Here is a 20,404-nt window from a genome sequence, read left to right on the forward strand (position 1 = left end):
CCGCTTGGTCGGGCAGCGGCCCGACAGGCGATTCCCCAACGACTGACAGACGGACAACAGCATCGGCCATTTAGCGATTAGTGATTTAGAAAGCCGGTACCTCGGTTAGGTATGGGCTTTTTTTCATTATCGTAAAGCAGGTGATCCAATGCTCACAACGGCCGAACTTGCCATACGCATCGACGGACGGTCCTTGACGGTCGAGGACGTCGTCCGCGTCGCCCGACACGGGTGGAAGGTGATTCTCGACGAAGGCAGCATGCAAGCGATGCGGCGCACGCGGGATTACGTAGAGAAGCTCCTGCGGGAGAAAAGAGTGGTGTACGGTCTGACGACCGGCTTCGGCAAATTCAGCGACACCTATATATCGGCGGAGGATGCCAAAGCGCTTCAGCTGAACCTGATCCGCAGCCATGCGTGCGGCATCGGCCGTCCGTTTGCGGTCGAGATCGTCCGCGCCATTATGCTGCTGCGCATCAACGCGCTCGCGCTCGGCTACTCCGGCATTCGCCCCGAGGTCGCGGCGCTGATGGCGGAGATGCTCAATCGCGGCGTCACGCCCGTCATTCCCGAGCAGGGCTCGCTGGGCGCGAGCGGCGATCTGGCGCCGCTGTCCCATCTGGCGCTCGTGCTCGTCGGCGAGGGCGAAGCCTATTTCGAAGGCGCGCGGCGCTCCGGGGCGGAAGCGCTGGCCAAGGCCGGGCTGGTCCCGATCTCGCTGGAGGCGAAGGAGGGACTCGCGCTGATCAACGGCACGCAGGTGATGACGGCCGTGGGGGCGCTTGCCTGCTGGGACGCGAAGCGTCTTGCCGAATGGGCCGATTGCGCGGTGTCGCTAACGAGCGAAGTGCTGCACGGCGTGAGGGACGCGTTCGACGACGCGACCCACGCCATTCGTCCGCATCGCGGGCAGCGGCAGTCGGCCGCGCGAATACGCAGCATCACGGCGGGAAGCAAGCTGATGACGCACCAGGGAGAGCGACGCGTCCAGGACGCGTACTCGCTGCGCTGCGCCCCGCAAGTGCACGGGGCGAGCCGCGACGCGATCGCCTACGTGGAGGAGAAGCTGGAGATCGAGATCAATTCGGCGACCGACAACCCGCTCATTTTCGCGGACGAGGATCGCGTCATCTCCGGCGGCAACTTCCACGGACAGCCGATCGCGCTGGCGATGGACCATCTGGCCATCGGCGTTTCCGAGCTGGCGAACATCTCCGAACGCCGGATCGAGCGGATGGTGAATCCGCATCTGAACGAGAACCTGCCTCCTTTTCTGACGAACAACGGAGGCGTCGAATCCGGCTTTATGATCGCCCAGTACGCGGCCGCTTCGGTCGTCTCGGAGAACAAGTCGCTCGCTCACCCGGCCAGCGTCGACTCCATTCCGTCCTCGGGCAACCAGGAGGACCACGTCAGCATGGGCACGATCGGGGCGAGGAAGGCGAGGCAGATCGTCGACAACGCGTACAACGTGCTGGCCATCGAGCTGCTGTGCGGGTCCCAGGCGGCCGATTTCCGCGATCCGGCGTCGCTGGGCGCGGGAACGGCGTGGCTGTACCGGCAGGTGCGCGACCGGGTTTCGTTCGTGGATCGCGACCGCGTCCTGTCGGGCGACTTCAAAACGATCTCCGATTGGATGAGAAGCGAGAGCTCGCTCGACGGGCTGTTCGAACGGCTCGGGCCGCAAGGCGCACAGCCGCCGGAATGACCGTTTGGCCGATCCCGCGGATCGGCCGGAGTTCCGGGGACGGCCGAGGCTCCGGAGCTCCGGGCAACCGGGTGGCCGGACTCCGGGCCGGACTCCGGGCCGGCCGAGGCTGCCGGATCCCCGGGTCGGCAAAGGTTGCCGGCGTGACAGCCGGGTGGCCAAGGGCTGCCGGGTTGACCAGGTTGCCGGGACGGCCGACACTTGCCGGGTCGAACGGGGCAGCCGGGACGCCGAGACGTCGGCCGGCCAAGGCTGCCGCCTAAGGGCGGAGCCCAACCCATTCGGCAATCATTTTATAATCTAGGGAGGAAGATCAAGATGACTGCAATCAACGAAGGCCGGATCGTTCGCGCGCCGCGCGGCACGAAGCTGAATACGAAGGGCTGGGTTCAGGAGGCCGCGCTGCGGATGCTCATGAACAACCTGGATCCGGCGGTCGCGGAACATCCGGAGAAGCTGGTTGTCTACGGGGGCATCGGCCGCGCGGCCCGCAACTGGGAGAGCTTCGACGCGATCGTCCGGTCGCTGCAGAGCCTGGAGGAGAACGAGACGCTGCTGATCCAGTCCGGCAAGCCGGTCGCGATCTTCCGCACGCACAAGGATGCGCCGAGAGTGCTGCTCGCGAACTCGAACCTCGTTCCGGCTTGGGCCAATTGGGACCATTTTCACGAGCTCGACAAGAAAGGGCTGATCATGTACGGCCAGATGACGGCCGGAAGCTGGATTTACATCGGCAGCCAGGGCATCGTCCAAGGCACGTACGAGACGTTCGCGGAGCTCGCGCGGCAGCATTTCGGCGGCAGCCTGAAGGGAACGATCACGGTGACGGCCGGACTCGGCGGCATGGGCGGCGCGCAGCCGCTCGCCGTCACGATGAACGAGGGCGTCGTCATCGGCGTCGAGGTCGATCAAAGCCGCATCGAAAAACGGATTCATACGCGCTATTGCGACATGCTCGTCCACAGCCTGGACGACGCGATCTCCCTTGCCGAAGAAGCGAAGAAGGCAGGGCGTCCGCTGTCGATCGGCCTGGTCGGCAATGCCGCCGAGGCGCTGCCGCTCATGATCGAGCGCGGATTCATCCCGGACATCGTGACGGACCAGACGTCTGCCCACGATCCGCTGAACGGCTATTTGCCGGCGGGCTTGACGATGGAGCAGGGCGAGAAGCTGCGGGAAGCGGATCCCGACCGGTACGTCAAGCTGGCGAAGGCGAGCATGGCCCGCCACGTGAAGGCGATGCTTGCCATGCGGGACAGGGGCGCGGTCGCGTTCGACTACGGCAACAACATCCGCCAGGTCGCGTTCGACGAAGGCGTCGCCGACGCTTTCTCGTTCCCGGGCTTCGTGCCGGCCTATATCCGCCCGCAATTTTGCGAAGGAAAAGGACCGTTCCGCTGGGCCGCCCTGTCCGGGGATCCCGAAGATATCCGAAAGACGGACGAAGCCGTCCTCAAGGCGTTTCCGGATAACGAAAACCTGCATCGCTGGATTCGGATGGCCCAGGAGAAAATCGCCTTCCAGGGGCTGCCGTCGCGCATCTGCTGGCTCGGCTACGGCGAGCGGGCGAAGTTCGGCAAGATCATCAACGACATGGTCGCCTCCGGCGAACTGTCCGCGCCGATCGTCATCGGCCGCGACCATCTGGACGCCGGCTCGGTCGCCTCGCCGAACCGCGAGACGGAAGCGATGCGCGACGGCAGCGACGCCGTCGCCGACTGGCCGATTCTGAACGCGCTCGTCAATACGGCATCCGGCGCGAGCTGGGTGTCCGTCCATCACGGCGGCGGCGTCGGCATGGGCTACTCGCTGCATGCGGGCATGGTCGTCGTGGCTGACGGGTCCAAGGATGCGGAGGAACGGCTCGAACGCGTGCTGACGACCGACCCGGGCATGGGCGTCGTCCGCCACGCGGACGCCGGCTACGAGCTCGCCGTCGAGACGGCGAAAAAGAAGGGCATCCGCATGCCGATGCTGATCTGACGGAAAGGAGAGAACTCGGAATGATCTATATACGGAACGCGGCACAGGTCGTAACGATGGCGGGTCCGAACGGCAAGCCGCGAACGGGCGCGGCGATGAGCGAGCTGGGCCTCGTCGAAAACGGGGGCGTCGTCCTCGAAGGCGAGAACGTCGCGTTCGTCGGACCGGACGACGAAGCGCGCCGCTTCGTCGAGCGGCGCGGCGCGGTTCCCGAAGTGATCGACGCTTCGGGCAAGCTCGTCGCTCCGGGGCTTGTCGATCCGCACACGCACGTCGTCTTCGCCGGCTCTCGCGAGCAGGAACTGAACATGCGGCTTTCGGGAGCGACCTACATGGAAATTATGAACGCCGGCGGCGGGATCCACTCCTCGACGGAGAGGACCCGCGAGGCGAGCGAAGAGCGGCTGCTGCGGGAGACGGCGAAGCGGCTCGACCGCTTCCTCGAGCACGGCGTCACGACGATCGAGGCGAAGAGCGGCTACGGCCTCCGTCTCGAGGACGAGCTGAAGCAGCTTCGCGTCGCAAGGCGCCTGAACGACGAGCATCCCGTCGACCTGGTGTCGACTTTCATGGGCGCCCACGCGGTGCCCAAGGAGTACAAGGCGGATCCCGAGGGATACGTCCGGCTCGTGACGGACGCGATGATTCCCGCCGTCGCTTCGCAGGGGTTGGCGGAATATTGCGACGTGTTCTGCGAGAAGGGCGTCTTTACGCCCGAGCAGTCGCGCGCGATTTTGGAGGCCGGCATGAAGCGGGGGCTGAAGCCGAAAATCCATGCGGACGAAATCGAGCCCTACGGCGGCGGGGAGCTGGCGGCCGAGATCGGAGCCGTGTCCGCGGAGCACCTGCTGCGGGTATCGGACGCAGGCATCCGAGCTATGGCGGAGAAGGGCGTCATCGCCGTCCTGTTGCCGGGCACGGCGTTCTTCCTGATGACGAAGCCGGCGGAAGCAAGGCGAATGATCGAGGCGGGCGTGCCCGTCGCGCTGTCGACCGACCGCAACCCGGGCTCCTGCCCTACGGAATCGCTGCCCTTCGTCATGAACCTCGCCTGCCTGACGATGAAGATGACGCCCGCCGAGGTGCTGACGGCCTGCACGATCAACGCCGCGCATGCCATCGGGCGGGCCGGCCGGATCGGCAGCCTGGAGGCGGGCAAGCAGGCGGACGTTGTCGTCTTCGACGCTCCGAATTACTTGTACTTGCAGTATCACTACGCCGTCAACCTGGTCGACACCGTCGTCAAGAAGGGGCGCGTCGTGATCTCGGATCGCCGGAGGACGGACCGATGAGCGCCCGGCGGGAGAAGAAGCGGAATTCGCCGCCGGCCGGCAAAGCGCGAACGGGGCCGCGAAGGGAGGCGCCGCGATGATGGAGCTTCAGGTCGATCCCCGCCGCATCGCGCGGCGCATCGAGGAGCTGGGCCGGATCGGCCGCAACGCCGAAGGCGGCATGGACCGCACGACGTTTACGCCGGCGGAGCTGGAAGCCCGCGAGTGGCTGAAGGCGCGCCTGCGGGAGCTGGGTCTCGCGGTGCGCGTCGACGCGGCGGCCAACGTCTGGGCGCGCCGGGAAGGCGGCGATGCGGAGCTGCCGGTCATCGCCTTCGGCTCGCACGTCGATTCGGTGCCGAACGGCGGCATCTACGACGGAGCGCTCGGCGTGCTGCTGGCGCTGGAGGCGATGGAGGTGCTGAAGGAAAACGGGACGCCGACGCGCCATCCGTTCGAGCTCGTCTCCTTCAGCGCGGAGGAACCGAACCCGTTCGGCCTTTCGACGTTCGGCAGCCGGACGGTCGCCGGCAAGCTGCGCCGCGAGCACCTGGACGGCGTGCGCGACGACAACGGAACGCCGCTCGTCGACGCGCTTCGCTCGGCCGGCGGCGATCCCGACCGGTTCGAGTCGGCTCGGCGCGGGCCGGAGGAGATGGCGGCGTTTCTGGAGGTGCATATCGAGCAGGGGCTGCGGCTGCTCGATCGCGGCGTCCCGATCGGCATCGTTACGGCCATCACGGGCATTTACCGCGAGGAAGCGACCGTACGGGGAGAAGCGAACCACGCCGGCACGACGCTGATGGCGAACCGGACGGACGCGCTCATGGCGGCGTCGGAGCTGATGCTCGCCTTCGAGGCCGTCTGCCGGGAGCATCCCGCAGACGAGACGGTCGGCACGATCGGCCGCATCGCCAACTTCCCTAACGCCGCCAACATCATTCCGGGCAAGGTGCAGTTCCACCTGGAGCTGCGGGGCAAGTCGCGGGAGGAGATCGGCGAAGCGCTTGGCGAATGGGCGAGGCGGGCCGACGAGATCGCGTCCAGGCGCGGGGTTCGGCTGGAGCGCAAGCTGCTGTTGGACCAGCATCCGGTGGCGATGGATCGGATCGTCGCGGACGTCTGCGCGCGGGAGGCGGAGAAGCTGGGCTATCCGTGGATGCCGCTCGGAAGCATGGCCGGCCACGACGCGGCGCATATGGCGTCGCTGACCCGGTCCTGCATGCTTTTCGTGCCGAGCGTCGGGGGCAAGAGCCATTGCCCGGAAGAAGAAAGCCGGATCGGCGACATCGAGAAGGCGGGCAACGTGCTGCTGCGGTCGCTGCTGGCGTTGGACGAACAATTGAACCGATAGGGGGAGCATGCCGATGCAGAAGCTGTATACGGCGGATTACGTTTACTTGAACGGAGAGTTCCGCGAGCGGGGGGCGCTGCTGGTCGAAGGCGGCGTCATCCGGGCGTGCGGAGATTCGGAGGAACTTGCGCGCCAATATCCGGGCGCGGAACGGATCCGGTGGGACGGCCAGGCGATCGTGCCCGGCACCGTCAACGCGCACAACCATTCGTTTCAAAGCCTGCTGCGGGGGATCGCCATCGACAAGCCGTTCCTCGAATGGCGCGACCAGGCGCTGTACAAGTACACGCCGCATCTGGACGAAGAGGCGATTTACGCCGGCGCGCTGCTGGCGTTCGGGGAGATGCTGAGGTACGGCGTGACGACCGTGTGCGACTTTTTCTACGTGCATAACGGCGGCACGGCGTACGACGAAGCGGTCATCCGGGCGGCGAGGGATCTCGGCATCCGCCTCGTGTTTGCCCGGACCCTGTACGACTGGGACGGGGCGCCGCTTTCGTACCGCGAATCGATCCCGGAAGCCGTGGAACGCACGCGGGCGCTTGCAGTCAAATACCAGGGCGACCCGATGGTGACCGTTCACCCGGCCCCGCACAGCCCTCACGCCGCCTCCCCGAGATGATTCGGGCCGGCCACCGACTTGCGGTCGAGCTCGATACGCCGTACCATATCCATGTAGCGGAAGAAATGTTCGAGGTGGAGGAGATTCTCCGCGATTACGGCAAGCGGCCGATTCATTATCTGGATTCGCTCGGGGTGCTGGACGAGCGAATGATCGCGATTCATCTCGTCTGGCTGGACGATACGGAAATCGAGCTTGTCGGGAAGCGGCGCGGCTCGCTCGCTTATTGCCCGTCCAGCAACATGTTCCTTGCGGACGGCGTGACGCGCATCCCGGATCTCGTCAAGGCCGGCGTCACCGTCTCGCTCGGCACCGACGGCGCCTGCAGCAACAACAGAATCAGCGTTTACGAGGAGATGCGCATGGCGGCGATGCTGCAGAAGGTCGCCCGGCTGGATGGCACCTGCATCACGGCGAGCCAGGCATATCGGATGGGCACCGTGAACGGAGGCAAGGCGCTCCGCCTTCCGGTCGGGACGCTGGAGCCCGGCCATCATGCCGATTTCGCGGCGATCGACGTATTCGACCTGTCGCTTGCGCCGCGGCACGAGCTGTTCGCGAACATGGTGTACGCGATGCAGCCCTCGGCCGTGAAGCGGGTGGTCGTCGCCGGGCGCACCGTGTACGAGGCGGCGTCGGGCGTTCTGACCGTGCCGGAGCGGGAAATCGGCGGCCGCGTCGACGCTCTGTTCGAGAAGCTGGCCCGGCTCGTGCCGTGAGGCCCGATGCCGGAGACCGCCATAGGGATCATCCTAGAGATCGTCATGATCCATGACCGCAGCAGCCATGCTGACAACAAGTCGGAACACAAGGGGGAGCAGCGATGACCGCATCCTTATGGCGCCAAGAGGTATCGAAGCTGGAAAAATACGTGCCCGGCAAATCGATCGAGGAAGTCAAACAACAATACGGCTTGACCGAAATTACGCGTCTCGCGTCGAACGAAAACCCGTTCGGCCCTTCGCCCAAAGCGATTGCGGCGATGAGCGCGGCGGCGGCCGAAAGCCATCTGTACCCCGAGCCGACGAGCGCGGAGTTGCGGCGCAAGCTCGGGGAGCTGTACGAAGTCGATCCGTCCCGAATTCTCGTGTCCAACGGCGCGGACAACGTGCTTATGCTGATCGGCCAAGCCTACGTCAATCCCGGCGACGAAGTCGTCTATTGCGTGCCGACGTTCTCGGTGTACCGCACTTCGACGGTCGTGATGGGCGGGGTGCCGGTGGAAATTCCCCTGACCGACGATTACAAATTCGATCTGGACCGGATCTTGGCCAGCGTGAACGAGAAGACGAAGCTGATCTATGTGTGCAATCCGAACAACCCGACGGGCACCGTCGTCGATTCGGACGCGCTCGAAGCTTTCCTTGCCCGCGTGCCGCCGCACGTCGTCGTCGTGCTCGACGAGGCGTACGGCGAGTTCATCGACATCGAAGGCTACAAGACGGGGGCGGACTACGTGCGCGAGGGCTATCCCGTCATCTCGGTGCATACGTTCTCGAAGCTGTACGGGCTTGCCGCCATGCGGATCGGTTACGCGATCGCGGCCGAGAACGTACTGGAACCGGTGCTCTCCGTGCGGGAGCCGTTCCCGGTCAGCCGCATGGCGAACGCGGCCGCGCTCGCCAGCCTGGAGGACGTCGAATACCGGGATTTCGTGCTTGCCGCGAACCGGGAGGGCATCCGATATTTGAGCGCCGAGCTGAATCGGATGGGCATCGGCGTGACGGATTCCTATTCCAATTTTCTGTTCGCGCATTTGCGCCGGGACGCCGTTCCGGTCGTCGAGGCGCTTCTGCGCGCGGGCTTTATCGTACGGCCCTGCCGGTCGTGGGGCTATCCGGAGCATATTCGAATCACGGTCGGCAGTCCGGAGCAGAATCGCCGGTTTATCGAGGCGCTGCGGCCGTTGACGGGTCGCTGAGCCGTCTGGACCAAGAAGAGAGGGGACGGAAGAAAATGGCCGAAACGGAACGCCGAACGGCGACGATCGCGATGCCGCTGCGCTACCGGCAAGGACCGGGGGTCATTCGGGAGCTGCCGGACATCGTCGCCGGCTTCGGGAAGAGCCCGCGGGCGCTTCTCGCGGCGACGGCCGGAGGCTTGAGGCGAATCGAAGAGCACGGTTTCCGTCTGGACGATCGGCGGCTGCGGGCGGAGCTCGTCGAATTCGGCGGCGAATGCTCGGAAGCGGAAATCGAGCGGCTGAAGCGGGAAGCGGAACGCGCCGGCGCGGACGTCGTCGTCGGCATCGGCGGCGGCAAGCTGCTGGACGCCGCCAAGTCGGCCGCGTACCGCCTGAACCTGCCCGTCGTCATCGTTCCGACGATCGCCGCCAGCGACGCGCCATGCTCGGCGTTGTCCGTCATTTACGACGAGAATGGCCGGGTCGTCAAGCTGGAGACGCATCCGAGAAATCCGGACGTCGTGCTCGTCGACACCGAGATCATCGTTCGGGCGCCGATCCGCTACCTGGCCGCGGGCATGGGCGACGCGCTGGCGACCGCCCCCGAAGCGCTCGCCTGCTTGCGGGGAGGCGGACGGACGATTCTCGGCGCGTATCCGTCCCGCCTCGGGACGGCGGCAGCCGAGCTGTGCGGGCGCATCCTGGCCGAGGACGGCGTGCGCGCCTATCGGGACGCGGAGCGGGGGGAGCTGACGGACGCGTTCGAACGCGTCGTCGAAGCCAACACGCTGCTCAGCGGCATCGGCTTCGAAAGCGGAGGCCTGGCGGCCGCTCACTCGCTGCATGACGGGCTGACGGAGCTCCCTGAATGCCACGGACTGCTTCACGGCGAGAAGGTCGGCTTCTGCACGGCGGTTCAAGCCGTCCTGCTCGGCGAGCCGGACGAAGCCGTCCGGTTTCTGCGGTTCTGCCGCGAGATCCGGCTGCCGGCCTCGCTGGCGGACATCGGTCTCGCCGCAGGGCCGAACGGCGGCGGGATTCGCTCCCGGCTGCTGCTCGCCGGGGAGCGGGCGATCGCTCCGGAAGAGACGATCCACAGCGTCGGGCGGCCGTTCACGGCGGCCGAAATCGCGGACGCCTTCGAGGAGACGGATCGCCTGGCGCGGCTGGTGATATCGCCCGCCGAACGGACGGAGGCATGAGCGCCGTCCGCGTTTTGGGGAAGGGGGCAGGGAAAACCGTGAGCCGCGCGATCATAGTCGACGCAAGCACAAGCGCGATCAAAAGCTATTTGTACGACCTGGACGCGGGCATGGCGCTCGCGCACGCCCAGACGGACGTTCCGATGAGCGTGCCGGAACCCGGAGCCGCCGAGGTCGATGCGGAGCTGTGGTGGGACGGCCTGTGCCGGACGGTGTCGGAGCTGACGGCGCGGAATCCGGACGCGGCTTCCGGTCTGGCGGCCGTCGCCGTGACGAACCAGCAAATCTCCTGCGTCTTCCTTGACGGGGAGGGAAAGCCGGTCGCTCCGGCTTATTTGTGGATGGATACCCGCTGCACGGAAGAGATCGACCGACTGCGGATGCGGTGCGAGCTGGAGGGCCTGGGCACGGACTGGATTTTCGAGACGACGGGCATCCCCCCTTCCGACAGCTGGGGACTGGCGAAGCTGCTCTGGTTCCGGTCCCGCTTACCGGAAGCGTACGGGCGCATCCGGCGCGTCGCTTCGGTGGACGCCTTCCTGCTAGGCCGGCTGAGCGGCCGGTTCGTCACCGACGAGACGAACGCCTGCTTCTTCCATATGGATATTCGAAGCCGGCAGCCCGCTTGCGAGCTGCTTCGCTTTCTGGAGACAGACCCCGGCCTGTTCCCGGATATCGTGGCGCCCGGAACCGTCGTCGGCGTCGTAACGCGGGAGGCGGCGGCGCGAACCGGTCTGCCGGAAGGGCTGCCGGTCATCGCCGCCGCTTCGGATCAGCCGTGCGCGCTACTGGGCATGGGAGCCGTCGTCCCCGGCGAAGCAGTCGTCAACCTGGGGACCGGGACGTTCTTTATGACGCCGCTTGCGTCGCCCATCGTCGACGCCCGGATGATGACGAACATCTCGGCCGCCCCGAATTCGTGGCTGATGATGGGCACCCATTATCTGACCGGAGGGGCGATGAGCTGGCTGCGCGGCCTGCTCGGGCCCCGGGCGCCGGAGGAGCCGGGTCCGAGCGGGCGCCCGCGGTCTCGTTCGACGAGCTGAGCCGGCTGGCCGCGGACACGGAGCCGGGCGCGAACGGGCTTGTGTTCCTGCCGGGCCTCAGCGGCACCGGAACGCCGCGCTGGGATCCCGAGGCCCGCGGCCTGTTCGCGGGCCTCGGGCTCGGCCATACCGCCGGCCATCTGGCGCGGGCGGTCATGGAAAGCACGGGCTACGGCGTCCGCAGCATCCTGAACGCCTTCGCGGAGATTGGCATCTCCTTCGACAAGCTGATCATCTCGGGCGGGCCGACTTCGTCGGATGTCTGGCGGCAGGCGCTGGCCGACGTTTTGCAGCGTCCGCTGACGCTGTCGACCGTGCGCGAGGCGACTCCGCTCGGAGCCGCCATGCTGGCCGCGGTCGCCTGCGGCCGGTTCGCGGAGCCGGCGGAGGCGGTGCGCCGCTGGGCGGGCGAACAGACGGCCGTCCTGCCGAGGGCGGAGTACCGGGAGACGTACGACCGCCTGTACGCCGCGTACGAGGCCTGGTCCGACGCGGAGGCGGCCGTGCGTCGCCTGGTTCGTCCGCAATGACGAACGGTTGATTCGCATAATGAAAGGGAAGGAAGCCGCCATGGAGAAAAAACCGAAAATCGTCGTCGTCGGGGACGAGTTGTTGTCCCCCGAATTTCTGGCCGAAAGCTTTTTGCCTTTCGCAAGCGCCGGGTGGGAGGTCGTCCCGTTCCGGTTCGGCCCGCCCACGCTTCACGAGTTGGACGAGCTGCTGCTCGTGCTGGAGCGGGACGGCCCCGACGCCGTTCAGGCGCCCGAGGGGCTGGAGCCGCTGCTTTCCGACGCCGAGCTGCTCGTCGTTCATATGTGCCCGGTCGGCGCTTCTCTGCTCGAGCGCAACCCGCAGTTGCTCGCGGTCGGCGTGCTGCGCGGCGGCTACGAGAACGTCGATGCGGCGGCTGCCGAAGCGCTCGGCATTCCGGTCGTCCATACGCTCGGCCGCACGTCGGAGGCCGTCTCCGACTTTGCCGTCGGGCTGATGCTGGCGGAGATGCGCAACATCGCCCGGTGCCACGCGCAGATTCGCGCCGGCGGCTGGCCGAAGGAGTTCCCGAATTCCGGACGCATTCCGGAGATGAGGGAGCTTGCGGTCGGCATCGCCGGCTTCGGCGAGATCGGCCGGCTCGTCGCGAAGAAGCTGGGCGGCTTCGGCTGCCGCGTTCTCGCGCATGATCCGTACGTGCCGGAAGCCGCGATCCGCGGAGCCGGCGCCGAGCCGGCGAGCTGGGAGGCGCTGCTCGCCGAGAGCGACGCGCTGACCTTGCATACGCGCCATTCCGCGGGCAGCCCGCCGCTGCTCGGCGCGGACGAACTGGCCCGGATGAAGCCGGGCGCGTATTTGGTCAATACGGCGCGGGCGGGGCTGGTCGACATGGAGGCGCTGGCCGCCGCGCTGCGGGACGGACGTCTCGCGGGCGCCGCGCTCGACGTTTTCGACGCGGAGCCTCTTCCGCCCGGGCATCCGCTGCTCGCCCTGGAAAACGTCACGTTGACGAGCCATATCGCCTTCGACACCGAGGCGTTCTACAAGCGTTCCCCCATCCTGTGGCGGGAAGGCATGAACCGGCTGCTGGCCGGCTCCGACCGGCGCGTCTGGATCAATCAGACGGCGCTTGCCGGCGAGCGGCTTGCGATGCTGGAGCGGCTCTGGATGCCGTCGGCGGCCGCGAAGTAAGGCCTCCGCAATCCGGTAAGCCGGCTCGCGGAGGAAGAAAGGGTTAGGCCGGGGCGCCCTTTGGGCTCCCGGCTAAGAAGGAGGGCGACGGCCGCGATGAAAAAGGTGGCGATCATAGGCAGCAGCGGCGGCAACCTCTTCCATTCGGGAGGAGGCGATCCGGCCCGCTTGCTCGGCGAGATCGCCGAACAATGCCGATCGGCGGACATCGCCGTCGAAGCCGCCCTGTTTATCGCCGCATCGGGCTCCATGGACTACCGGGGAGCGGCGTCGGCCAGGGCCGAGCTGTACGAATGGGACGAGGGCTCCCGGGCTTTCCGGCGGGCCATGGAGGGCAGCCTGGGCGAGGCGAACCGGCAGGCCGCGATCGCGGACGCGGAGATCGCCGGGCGCATCGAGGAGGGCCGAATCGACGGCCTGATCCTGATGAGCTGCGATCCCCTCGGCGTCAATCGCGCGTCCGTCGAGGCGGCGGTCCGGCGCAAGCTCCCGATCGTCGGGACCGGGGGCACCTCGATGGGCCGGATCAAAGCGATGGGCGCGAACGTCGTTTCATTGTCCGGCACGACCGGCACGACCAACCTGACCCGGGCGGTCTCGTTCGTCATCGCCTTGAGCCGCCATTGGAAGCTGCCTTATCGGATGGCGGGAACGAAGACGCTTGGGCAAGCCCGGATCAGCGGCGTGCTGTCCTCGGCGATGCCCGCCTTCATCGCCGTTCTGCTGCTGATGTCCGCCGCCAGGCTGCCGGCGCTGTCGGGCTTGGAGGAGGCGGCCGCGGCGCTGTCCGCGCTTCCCGGCGTCGTGCTTGCCATTTTCGCGGCCCGCCGGCTCTCGGATCTGGGGGAAGCGACGCTGATCGCGGGCGCCGTCTGCGGCTTGCTTTGCGTCAGCGCCGGCATTATCGGCGCCGCACTCGGAGGCTTGGCGGCGGGCTGGCTCGTGCCGCGGCTGTTTCAGCTCTTCGTGCGGAGCGGCTTTCCGGCGACGACGGTCAACATCGCCGCGGGCGCGCTTTCCGGACTGGCACCGGGGCTGCTGCTCTTCTTCGCCGCGGGGACGTATACGTCCGCCGCAGGCGACGCCGTCCGGCATGCGCTCGAATGGACCGTCGGGCTGAGCCCCGTTGCCGTCGGCGCCGTTTTCGGCCTCGCCATGTGGCCTCTCATCCTGAAAGGCTGGTACCATGTCGCGGTTTTGCCGCTTATTCTGATCGAGATGGAGCGTTACGGCAACAGCTTGATCGGAGCGCTCGATATGGCCGGGCTGGTGATGGTGTCCGCCGGCATCCTGCTGGCGCAGCTGGCGGTTCCGCCGAATCCCGGCGAGCGCCGCGTCGTGCTCAAGCCGCTGTGGCTGAACGTCGGCTTCGGCACCTTCATCGAGGCTTCCTACGTTTACATGCGCAAGAGCAGGGCGGTCTACGCCGGGGCGGTCGTCGCATCGGGACTGGCCGGGGCCGTCGTCGGCGGGCTGCATTTGCGGTCGACCGCCTACGTTCCGTCGTATCTGGCGGTGCTCTTCAGCAACGATGCCGCCGGATTTCTCGTCGCCATGTTGACCGGGCTGCTGGCGGCTTTCATCGTAGGGACATGCGTCAATTGGGCAAGCAGAAGAACCGCTCCGGAATCCGGGCCGAGCAACCGCAAAGGGGACATGTAAGATGACGCTTAAATGGGACGGCCATACGCATACGCGATTCTGCTATCACGGCAATCCGGCCGAGCTGACCGAATACGTGGACCGGGCCGTCGCGCTCGGCTTCGAACGCTACTCGGTGACGGAGCATCCGCCGCTGCCCGACCGCTGGGTTCGCGACGAGAAGCTGATGGCGGAGCTGGCCATGCCGCCGGAAGAGCTTCCGGCGTATATCGAATACGCGCTGCGGACGAAAGACCGCTACGCGGGGAAAATCGAGCTCGCGGTCGGACTGGAGATGGACTATCTGGACGGCAGCGAAGCGTTCTCCGACCGGCTGCTGGAGCCGTATCTCGACGTTCTCGAGGACGCCGTCGTTTCCGTGCACTTTCTTCCCGGGCGGGATGGCATGCACTGCGTCGATTTCACGGCGGAGGACTTCCGCACCAATCTGCTCAGCTACTACGGCACGATGGACAAGGCGGCGGAGGAATACTTCGATCACATCGAGAAATCGATCGCCTGGGCCGCCGGGCTGCCGATGCGCAAACGAATCGGCCACCCGCTGCTCATCGAGAAGTTTTCGCGCGAGCTGCCCCCGATCGACCCGGCGCTGATCCGCCGTCGGCTGGAGCGGATCGCCCGCCGGCTCGCCGAGTTCGGCGTCGGCGTCGACGTCAATACGGCGGGGCTGCGCGTCGCAACCTGCGGGAAGCCTTACGCTCCCGCTTGGTTCGTCCGCGAGTGCCTTGCCCGCGGCGTCGAGGTCGTCTACGGCTCGGATTCGCACAAGCCGGAGCAGGTCGGCTTCGGGTACGACTACTTCCGCCAGGTCATAGAGGGGGGCGCTTCGGATGAGGCTGACTGAAGCCGAACGACGGCTGCTGGACGGCATCGAGGGGGAGCGGCTGACCGATCTGCTGAAACGGCTGGTGCAGGCAAACAGCGAAAATCCGACGGGCACCGAGCGGGCCGTCGCGGAGATCGTCGCGGCGGAATTGGAAGCGGCGGGGCTGCGGGTCGAGCGGCAGCCGGTGGAGCGGGATCGCTTCAACGTGATCGCCGGGCTCGAGGGCAGCCGGCCGGAACGGCTGCTGTTCAACGGCCATATGGATACGGTGCCGGCCGGCGATCTCGGCCTGTGGACGGACGATCCGTGGGCGGCTGCCGTCCGGGACGGCAAGCTGTTCGGCCTCGGATCGGCGGACATGAAAGCAGGCGTGGCGGCGATGATCGAGGCCATCCGGGCGCTGAGCCTTAGCGGCGCTTCGTTCGAGCGGGGGCTGCTGTTTACGGCCGTCGTCGACGAGGAGGTCGGCTTCAAGGGGACGAAGGCGCTGCTGGCGGAGGGCAAGCTGGCGAATTGCGAGATGGCGTGCGTCTCGGAGCCGACCGGCCTGCGGATCGGCAACCGGCTGAAGGGCGCTCTGGAGTTTTCCGCCCGAACATCCGGGCGCAGCGCGCATACGGGCATCGCCTTCGCGGGCGACAACGCGATCTACAAGATGGGCAGGTATCTGGAGGAGCTTCGCAGGTATAACGACGCGCTGAAGGAGCGGGCGGACGACGCCGACCTGCGCTACCCGACCGTCAACGTCGGCAAGGTGTCCGGAGGCGTCGGCGTTACGCTCGTGCCCGACCGCTGCGAGCTGGAGTTCGACCGGCAGGTATTGCCGGGCGAGACGATGGAGGCGGCCGAGAGGGAAATCCGCGAGCTGACCGAAGCGTTCTCGCGGCGGGAAGGCTTAGACGTCGAGCTGATCCTGCGCCAGAAGTTCGACAACTGGTCGGTTGCGGATTCCGAGGCCGTCGTGCGCGGACTGGCCGGCGCGCTTCGCGACCTGCACGGCGCGGAGCCGGAATACGCCGGCTTCAACGGGTACGCGGAAGTCGAGCTGCTGGCCGCGGCGGGCATCCCGTCGGTGCTGTACGGTCCGGGCACGCTCGACACGGCTCACGCTCCGAACGAGTTCGTCCCGCTGGACGAAGCGCTGGCGGCCGCCAAGGCTTACGCCCTGTGGGCGTACCGTTTTATGACGGCGGCCGTCTGACCGTTTTCATTTTCGTCATACCGGAAAAGCTTGTTAGCCATAAGCGATTAGAAGAAAGCTTTTCAAAGGGCAAGCCCGCCGGCGCGCGGGTCCCTTTAGGCTTTCTTTTTTTTGCGTTTTCATCCGGCAATCAACCATAAGGGAGAGATTCGAATTGAGCGATGCGAGAGCAAGGGAAGCCTCCCGCCGCAGGCAGACGGGAGAGACCGACGTATCGGTCGCGTTCAACCTGGACGGAGAGGGCGCCTGCGACATCGAATCCGGCGTTCCGTTTCTGGACCATATGCTGCACCTGTTCGCGGTTCACGGAAGGTTCGATCTGTCGGTTCGGGCGAACGGGGACACGGAGATCGACGACCATCATACGGTGGAGGACATCGCGATCGTGCTTGGCGGCTGCCTGCTGGAGGCGCTTGGCGACAAACGGGGCATTCGGCGCTACGGCAACGCGTTCGTTCCGATGGACGAGACGCTTGCCCAGGTCGTCGTCGACGTCAGCAACCGCCCGCATCTCGAATACCGCGCCGCCTATCCGTCCCGGGAGACGGGCCGCTTTCAAACGGAGCTCGTGCACGAATTTCTGGCGAAGCTGGCGGCCGAAGGGCGCATCGCGCTGCACGTCATCGTCCATTACGGGCGCAATACGCATCATATGATCGAGGCGGTGTTCAAGGCGCTCGGACGGGCGCTGAACGAAGCGGCAAGCCGCGAGCCGGGGCGGACGGACGTCCCTTCCTCCAAAGGCTTGCTCTGACCAACGGGACAACAAGGGGGAACCTGCGATGCTGAACGGTAAAAAGCTGGTCTGGATTTTGGATGACGAATGGACCGACCATTCGGTGGAAAAAGCCATATACGAGGCTAACGGGTTCGCGGTCAAGGTGACGACCTCCGGGACGCTGGCCGAGGATACGGCGCTGTACGCGCCCCATGCGGACGGCGTCGTCGCGCAGGTCGGCTTCCCGTGCGGGGCGGAGCTGATCGGGCGGCTGAGCTGCTGCAAATCGATCGCCGTCTCGGGGGTCGGCTTTAACCACGTCGATCTGGAGGCGGCGACCCGGCAAGGCATCATCGTCGCGAACGTTCCGGATTATTGCCTTGAGGAGGTGTCGGATCATGCGGTGGCGCTGATGCTCGCCCTGTCCAAGCGGCTTGTTGCCTACCACAACCAGGTTCGCGCCGGGGACTGGGATCCGCTCGACACGCTGCCGATCTATCGGTTCAGGGATCGGACGGTCGGCCTGCTCGGCTTCGGACGCATCTCCCGCAGGGTGGCCGAGAAGCTGAAGGGCTTCGGCGTCAGGATCGTCGCGCATGACGCCTATGTGGAAAGCGGCGTTTTCGCCGCTTACGGCGTCGAACCGCTCTCGTTCGAGGAACTGCTGCAACGTTCGGACATTCTGAGCCTGCACGTGCCGCTGACGCCGGAGACGAAGGAATTGCTGACGTACGAGCGGATGAAGACGATGCCGCGGGGAGCGATTCTGGTGAACACGTGCCGCGGAGGCGTCGTGCGGGAGGCGGATTTGCGCAGGCTGCTGGTGGAGGGCCATCTGGCTGGAGCCGGTCTGGACGTGCTGACGGAGGAACCCCCGCGACCGAACCACCCGCTGATCGGGCTGGAGCAGACGCTGGTAACGCCGCATTCGTCCTACGTGTCCGTCGAATCGGTGCTAGAGTTGAAGCGGCGGACGTGCCAAATCGTCATCGAAGCGGCCGCGGGCAAGGAGCCGGCCAATTCGCTCAATCGTCCGGCATGAGAGTTTGCGGAGGAGAGGAGGCGGATCCAACGAGCCGGATCGAACGGGAGGTTTCCGGCAAGGATGGCTTAGCGTAGAGGTTGTTCAGGCGGAACGGCGGCGGAGACCGCCTTCCAACCCGCAGCTTCCGCAGTATGCGGCGCGGAACTGCGCCTGGCGCGCGAGCACGGCACGGTGGAGGTAGAGACGACCGAATTCACGCTGCTGAACGGGGATGCTCTACCCTTCCGGGGCGGAATTCGGCATGCTATGTCGGTGCCGGACTATTTTCCCGGTAATGACGGAGAAGTGATCGCGTACGAAGCGGTGGCGATCGTCGCTCCGGAAATCGTGCTGGCCGAAGAAGGCCAACTGACGTTCGAAGCGAAGATGATCACCCCAAAATTGACCATGTACCCGGTACCATACAAAATCAACAATCCTTCGAGGATTCAAAAGGTCGGCCCCTGAGCGGGGCCTTTTTGCTGCGATAAAGGCTCCCTTACCCGTTCCCGAAGCCGAAGCGCATGAAACTTCGCGGCGGGAGCGGGTCAGAAAGCCGAACCGGCCCCCGAGGACTTGCCGGTTCTCGCGCACGCTTGGATGACTTTCATGATCTCTCCGGCCGTCCGGTACAGATTCGGCTCCGCTTCCCGCAGGCAGGTTTCCAGATCGGCAGGCCCGTTCACGATCGAGAAGCAGCCGTCAAACCGCTTGCGCAGCTCGCCAGACGGCTCGCCGATGCTTCCAGACAGGAGGAGGCACGGCACGCCGGCACGGTGGGCCGCTTCGGAAACAAAGCTCGGCAGCTTGCCCTGCAGCGTCTGCCCGTCGCTCCGCCCTTCGCCGGTGACGGCCCAGTCGGCGCCGCTCAGCTTCTCTTCCAGCCCGACCGCCTCCGCCACGATTTCGGCCCCGGACCGGACGGCGGCTCCGATCGCGCGCAGCGCGAAGCCGAGGCCGCCGGCCGCGCCGCTCCCGGGCTCGTTCCTGACCCGAACATCCAGCGCAAGTTCGACCGCATCCGCGTAGTTCGCCATGGCCGCGTCCAGCTTCGGCACGTCCTCGGGGCGAACCCCTTTCTGCGGGCCGAACACCGCGGTCGCACCATTTGCGCCGGTCAGCGGATTCCGCACGTCGGATGCGGCTATCAGCTCGCACTCGGCAAGCCGCGGATCCAGCCCGGCGAAATCCGCGCTTCGGACGTTCTTAAGCTCGCCGCCGCACCCCCGAAGCGCCTTTCCTTCTGCGTCGCGAAAGGTTGCGCCAAGCGCCCCCAAAAAGCCCATCCCGCCGTCGTTGACCGCGCTCCCGCCGAGCCCGATCACGATCCGCCGCATGCCGGCATCCAGCGCGGCGAGCAGCGCTTCGCCGAGCCCGGCGGACGTGGCGCGAAGCGGATTCCGCTGCCGCTCCGGCACCATCGTGAGCCCGGCGGTATTCGCCGTCTCCAAGACGGCCGTCCGGCCGTCTCCGGCGATCGCCCACAACGCTTCCGCCCGTTCGCCCAAAGGTCCCGTTACGGTTGCGGGAACCAGGCGCCCGCCGGTGGCGGAAGCGATGGCGGCGACCGTGCCCTCGCCGCCATCGGCCATGGGAACGCTTACGACCTCCGCCCCGGGAAATTCGTCCGCGACCGCCCTGGCGACGATCCGGCAAATCTCCTCCGACGACAGGCTGCCTTTGTAAGAATCCGGAGCGACGACAATTTTCATGGCGATTTTCCACCTCGTGTTCGGATGTATCGTTACCGTTATATTACCATTCTTCGCCCTGTAGTAAGATATCCTCTTTGGCGCGTCTTCATATAGCGGGCGTAATTTTAAAGGCGCATAAGGTGGATGCTCGCGGCAAAGACGCGCAAGTGGTGCACCCAGCGCACTACATAGAGGAGATCTGGCGGCAGAGGCGCGGATGTAGTGCACCCCGTGCGCTACATGGAGGAAATCCGGCGGCAGAAACGCGAAAGTAGTGCACCCCGTGCGCTACATAGAGGAAATCCGGCGGCAGAGGCGCGGATGTAGTGCACCCCGTGCGCTACATGGAGGAAATCCGGCGGCAGAGGCGCGAAAGTAGTGCACCCCGTGCGCTACATGGAGGAAATCCGGCGGCAGAGGCGCGGATGTAGTGCACCCCGTGCGCTACATGGAGGAAATCCGGCGGCAGAGGCGCGGATGTAGTGCACCCCGTGCGCTACATGGAGG

16 protein-coding genes and 1 pseudogene are annotated in these 20,404 nt (G+C 66.2%); 16 read left to right on the plus strand and 1 reads right to left on the minus strand.

What is annotated here, in order from left to right; genetic code table 11:
• Positions 1 to 148 precede the first annotated feature (148 nt).
• The 16 genes and pseudogenes from hutH to JW799_RS10390 all read left to right on the plus strand — a co-directional run bounded on the left by hutH (position 149) and on the right by JW799_RS10390 (position 18,671).
• Entirely contained in the window at positions 149 to 1,708 is a 1,560-nt protein-coding gene (hutH, locus tag JW799_RS10315; protein WP_205429642.1) for a histidine ammonia-lyase, read from the plus strand.
• A gap of 318 nt (positions 1,709 to 2,026) precedes the next feature.
• Positions 2,027 to 3,691 carry a urocanate hydratase gene (gene hutU, locus JW799_RS10320; protein ID WP_080831712.1) on the plus strand — a complete coding sequence of 555 codons (1,665 nt, stop codon included), beginning with the start codon at positions 2,027 to 2,029 and terminating at the stop codon, positions 3,689 to 3,691.
• 20 nt (positions 3,692 to 3,711) lie between these two features.
• Positions 3,712 to 4,983, plus strand: coding sequence for an imidazolonepropionase (gene hutI / locus JW799_RS10325; protein WP_080831711.1), 1,272 nt, complete (start codon positions 3,712 to 3,714; stop codon positions 4,981 to 4,983).
• Between the two features lie 76 nt (positions 4,984 to 5,059).
• Positions 5,060 to 6,316 carry a Zn-dependent hydrolase gene (locus JW799_RS10330; RefSeq protein WP_205429644.1) on the plus strand — a complete coding sequence of 419 codons (1,257 nt, stop codon included), beginning with the start codon at positions 5,060 to 5,062 and terminating at the stop codon, positions 6,314 to 6,316.
• Positions 6,317 to 6,329: 13 nt separating this feature from the next.
• A pseudogene (locus JW799_RS10335) lies at positions 6,330 to 7,657 on the plus strand (amidohydrolase family protein).
• Positions 7,658 to 7,761: 104 nt separating this feature from the next.
• A complete protein-coding gene (gene hisC, locus JW799_RS10340) occupies positions 7,762 to 8,859 on the plus strand; it encodes a histidinol-phosphate transaminase (protein ID WP_205429646.1) in 1,098 nt (365 codons plus the stop codon).
• 35 nt (positions 8,860 to 8,894) lie between these two features.
• Positions 8,895 to 10,043 carry a glycerol dehydrogenase gene (locus tag JW799_RS10345; protein WP_205429648.1) on the plus strand — a complete coding sequence of 383 codons (1,149 nt, stop codon included), beginning with the start codon at positions 8,895 to 8,897 and terminating at the stop codon, positions 10,041 to 10,043.
• Between the two features lie 38 nt (positions 10,044 to 10,081).
• A complete protein-coding gene (locus JW799_RS10350) occupies positions 10,082 to 11,089 on the plus strand; it encodes an FGGY family carbohydrate kinase (protein WP_205429650.1) in 1,008 nt (335 codons plus the stop codon).
• 41 nt (positions 11,090 to 11,130) lie between these two features.
• Positions 11,131 to 11,619, plus strand: coding sequence for an FGGY-family carbohydrate kinase (locus JW799_RS10355; protein WP_205429652.1), 489 nt, complete (start codon positions 11,131 to 11,133; stop codon positions 11,617 to 11,619).
• Between the two features lie 40 nt (positions 11,620 to 11,659).
• Positions 11,660 to 12,772 (plus strand): 2-hydroxyacid dehydrogenase, encoded by a 1,113-nt coding sequence (locus JW799_RS10360; RefSeq protein ID WP_205429654.1) that lies wholly within the window; start codon positions 11,660 to 11,662, stop codon positions 12,770 to 12,772.
• 96 nt (positions 12,773 to 12,868) lie between these two features.
• Entirely contained in the window at positions 12,869 to 14,434 is a 1,566-nt protein-coding gene (locus JW799_RS10365) for a PTS sugar transporter (RefSeq protein ID WP_205429656.1), read from the plus strand.
• Between the two features lies 1 nt (position 14,435).
• Positions 14,436 to 15,278, plus strand: a complete 843-nt coding sequence (gene hisJ / locus JW799_RS10370) for a histidinol-phosphatase HisJ (protein ID WP_205429658.1) — start codon at positions 14,436 to 14,438, stop codon at positions 15,276 to 15,278.
• Entirely contained in the window at positions 15,265 to 16,461 is a 1,197-nt protein-coding gene (locus tag JW799_RS10375) for a M20 family metallopeptidase (protein WP_205429660.1), read from the plus strand. Before hisJ ends, JW799_RS10375 begins: the two co-directional genes overlap by 14 nt.
• Before the next feature lie 154 nt (positions 16,462 to 16,615).
• Positions 16,616 to 17,215 carry an imidazoleglycerol-phosphate dehydratase HisB gene (gene hisB, locus JW799_RS10380; RefSeq protein ID WP_205429663.1) on the plus strand — a complete coding sequence of 200 codons (600 nt, stop codon included), beginning with the start codon at positions 16,616 to 16,618 and terminating at the stop codon, positions 17,213 to 17,215.
• Positions 17,216 to 17,243: 28 nt separating this feature from the next.
• Positions 17,244 to 18,221 carry a C-terminal binding protein gene (locus JW799_RS10385; RefSeq protein ID WP_205429665.1) on the plus strand — a complete coding sequence of 326 codons (978 nt, stop codon included), beginning with the start codon at positions 17,244 to 17,246 and terminating at the stop codon, positions 18,219 to 18,221.
• Positions 18,222 to 18,395: 174 nt separating this feature from the next.
• A complete protein-coding gene (locus JW799_RS10390; RefSeq protein WP_139787020.1) occupies positions 18,396 to 18,671 on the plus strand; it encodes a hypothetical protein in 276 nt (91 codons plus the stop codon).
• Between the two features lie 80 nt (positions 18,672 to 18,751).
• Here JW799_RS10390 and JW799_RS10395 read toward each other — a convergent pair whose 3' ends face one another.
• A complete protein-coding gene (locus JW799_RS10395) occupies positions 18,752 to 19,915 on the minus strand; it encodes a glycerate kinase (RefSeq protein WP_205429667.1) in 1,164 nt (387 codons plus the stop codon).
• Between the last annotated feature and the right edge of the window lie 489 nt (positions 19,916 to 20,404).

Origin of the sequence: Cohnella algarum, from assembly GCF_016937515.1 — a bacterium.
In the GTDB taxonomy this organism is placed as follows: Bacteria; Bacillota; Bacilli; order Paenibacillales; family Paenibacillaceae; genus Cohnella; species Cohnella algarum.

Bases quoted from the DNA above. Each gene is read 5' to 3' on its own strand.
- JW799_RS10330 (WP_205429644.1), top strand. From the start codon at position 5,060: ATGATGGAGCTTCAGGTCGATCCCCGCCGCATCGCGCGGCGCATCGAG.
- JW799_RS10375 (WP_205429660.1), top strand. From the start codon at position 15,265: ATGAGGCTGACTGAAGCCGAACGACGGCTGCTGGACGGCATCGAGGGG.
- JW799_RS10360 (WP_205429654.1), top strand. From the start codon at position 11,660: ATGGAGAAAAAACCGAAAATCGTCGTCGTCGGGGACGAGTTGTTGTCC.
- hutU (WP_080831712.1), top strand. From the start codon at position 2,027: ATGACTGCAATCAACGAAGGCCGGATCGTTCGCGCGCCGCGCGGCACG.
- JW799_RS10385 (WP_205429665.1), top strand. From the start codon at position 17,244: ATGCTGAACGGTAAAAAGCTGGTCTGGATTTTGGATGACGAATGGACC.
- JW799_RS10345 (WP_205429648.1), top strand. From the start codon at position 8,895: ATGGCCGAAACGGAACGCCGAACGGCGACGATCGCGATGCCGCTGCGC.
- hisC (WP_205429646.1), top strand. From the start codon at position 7,762: ATGACCGCATCCTTATGGCGCCAAGAGGTATCGAAGCTGGAAAAATAC.
- hisJ (WP_205429658.1), top strand. From the start codon at position 14,436: ATGACGCTTAAATGGGACGGCCATACGCATACGCGATTCTGCTATCAC.
- JW799_RS10395 (WP_205429667.1), bottom strand. From the start codon at position 19,915: ATGAAAATTGTCGTCGCTCCGGATTCTTACAAAGGCAGCCTGTCGTCG.
- JW799_RS10365 (WP_205429656.1), top strand. From the start codon at position 12,869: ATGAAAAAGGTGGCGATCATAGGCAGCAGCGGCGGCAACCTCTTCCAT.
- hutH (WP_205429642.1), top strand. From the start codon at position 149: ATGCTCACAACGGCCGAACTTGCCATACGCATCGACGGACGGTCCTTG.
- hutI (WP_080831711.1), top strand. From the start codon at position 3,712: ATGATCTATATACGGAACGCGGCACAGGTCGTAACGATGGCGGGTCCG.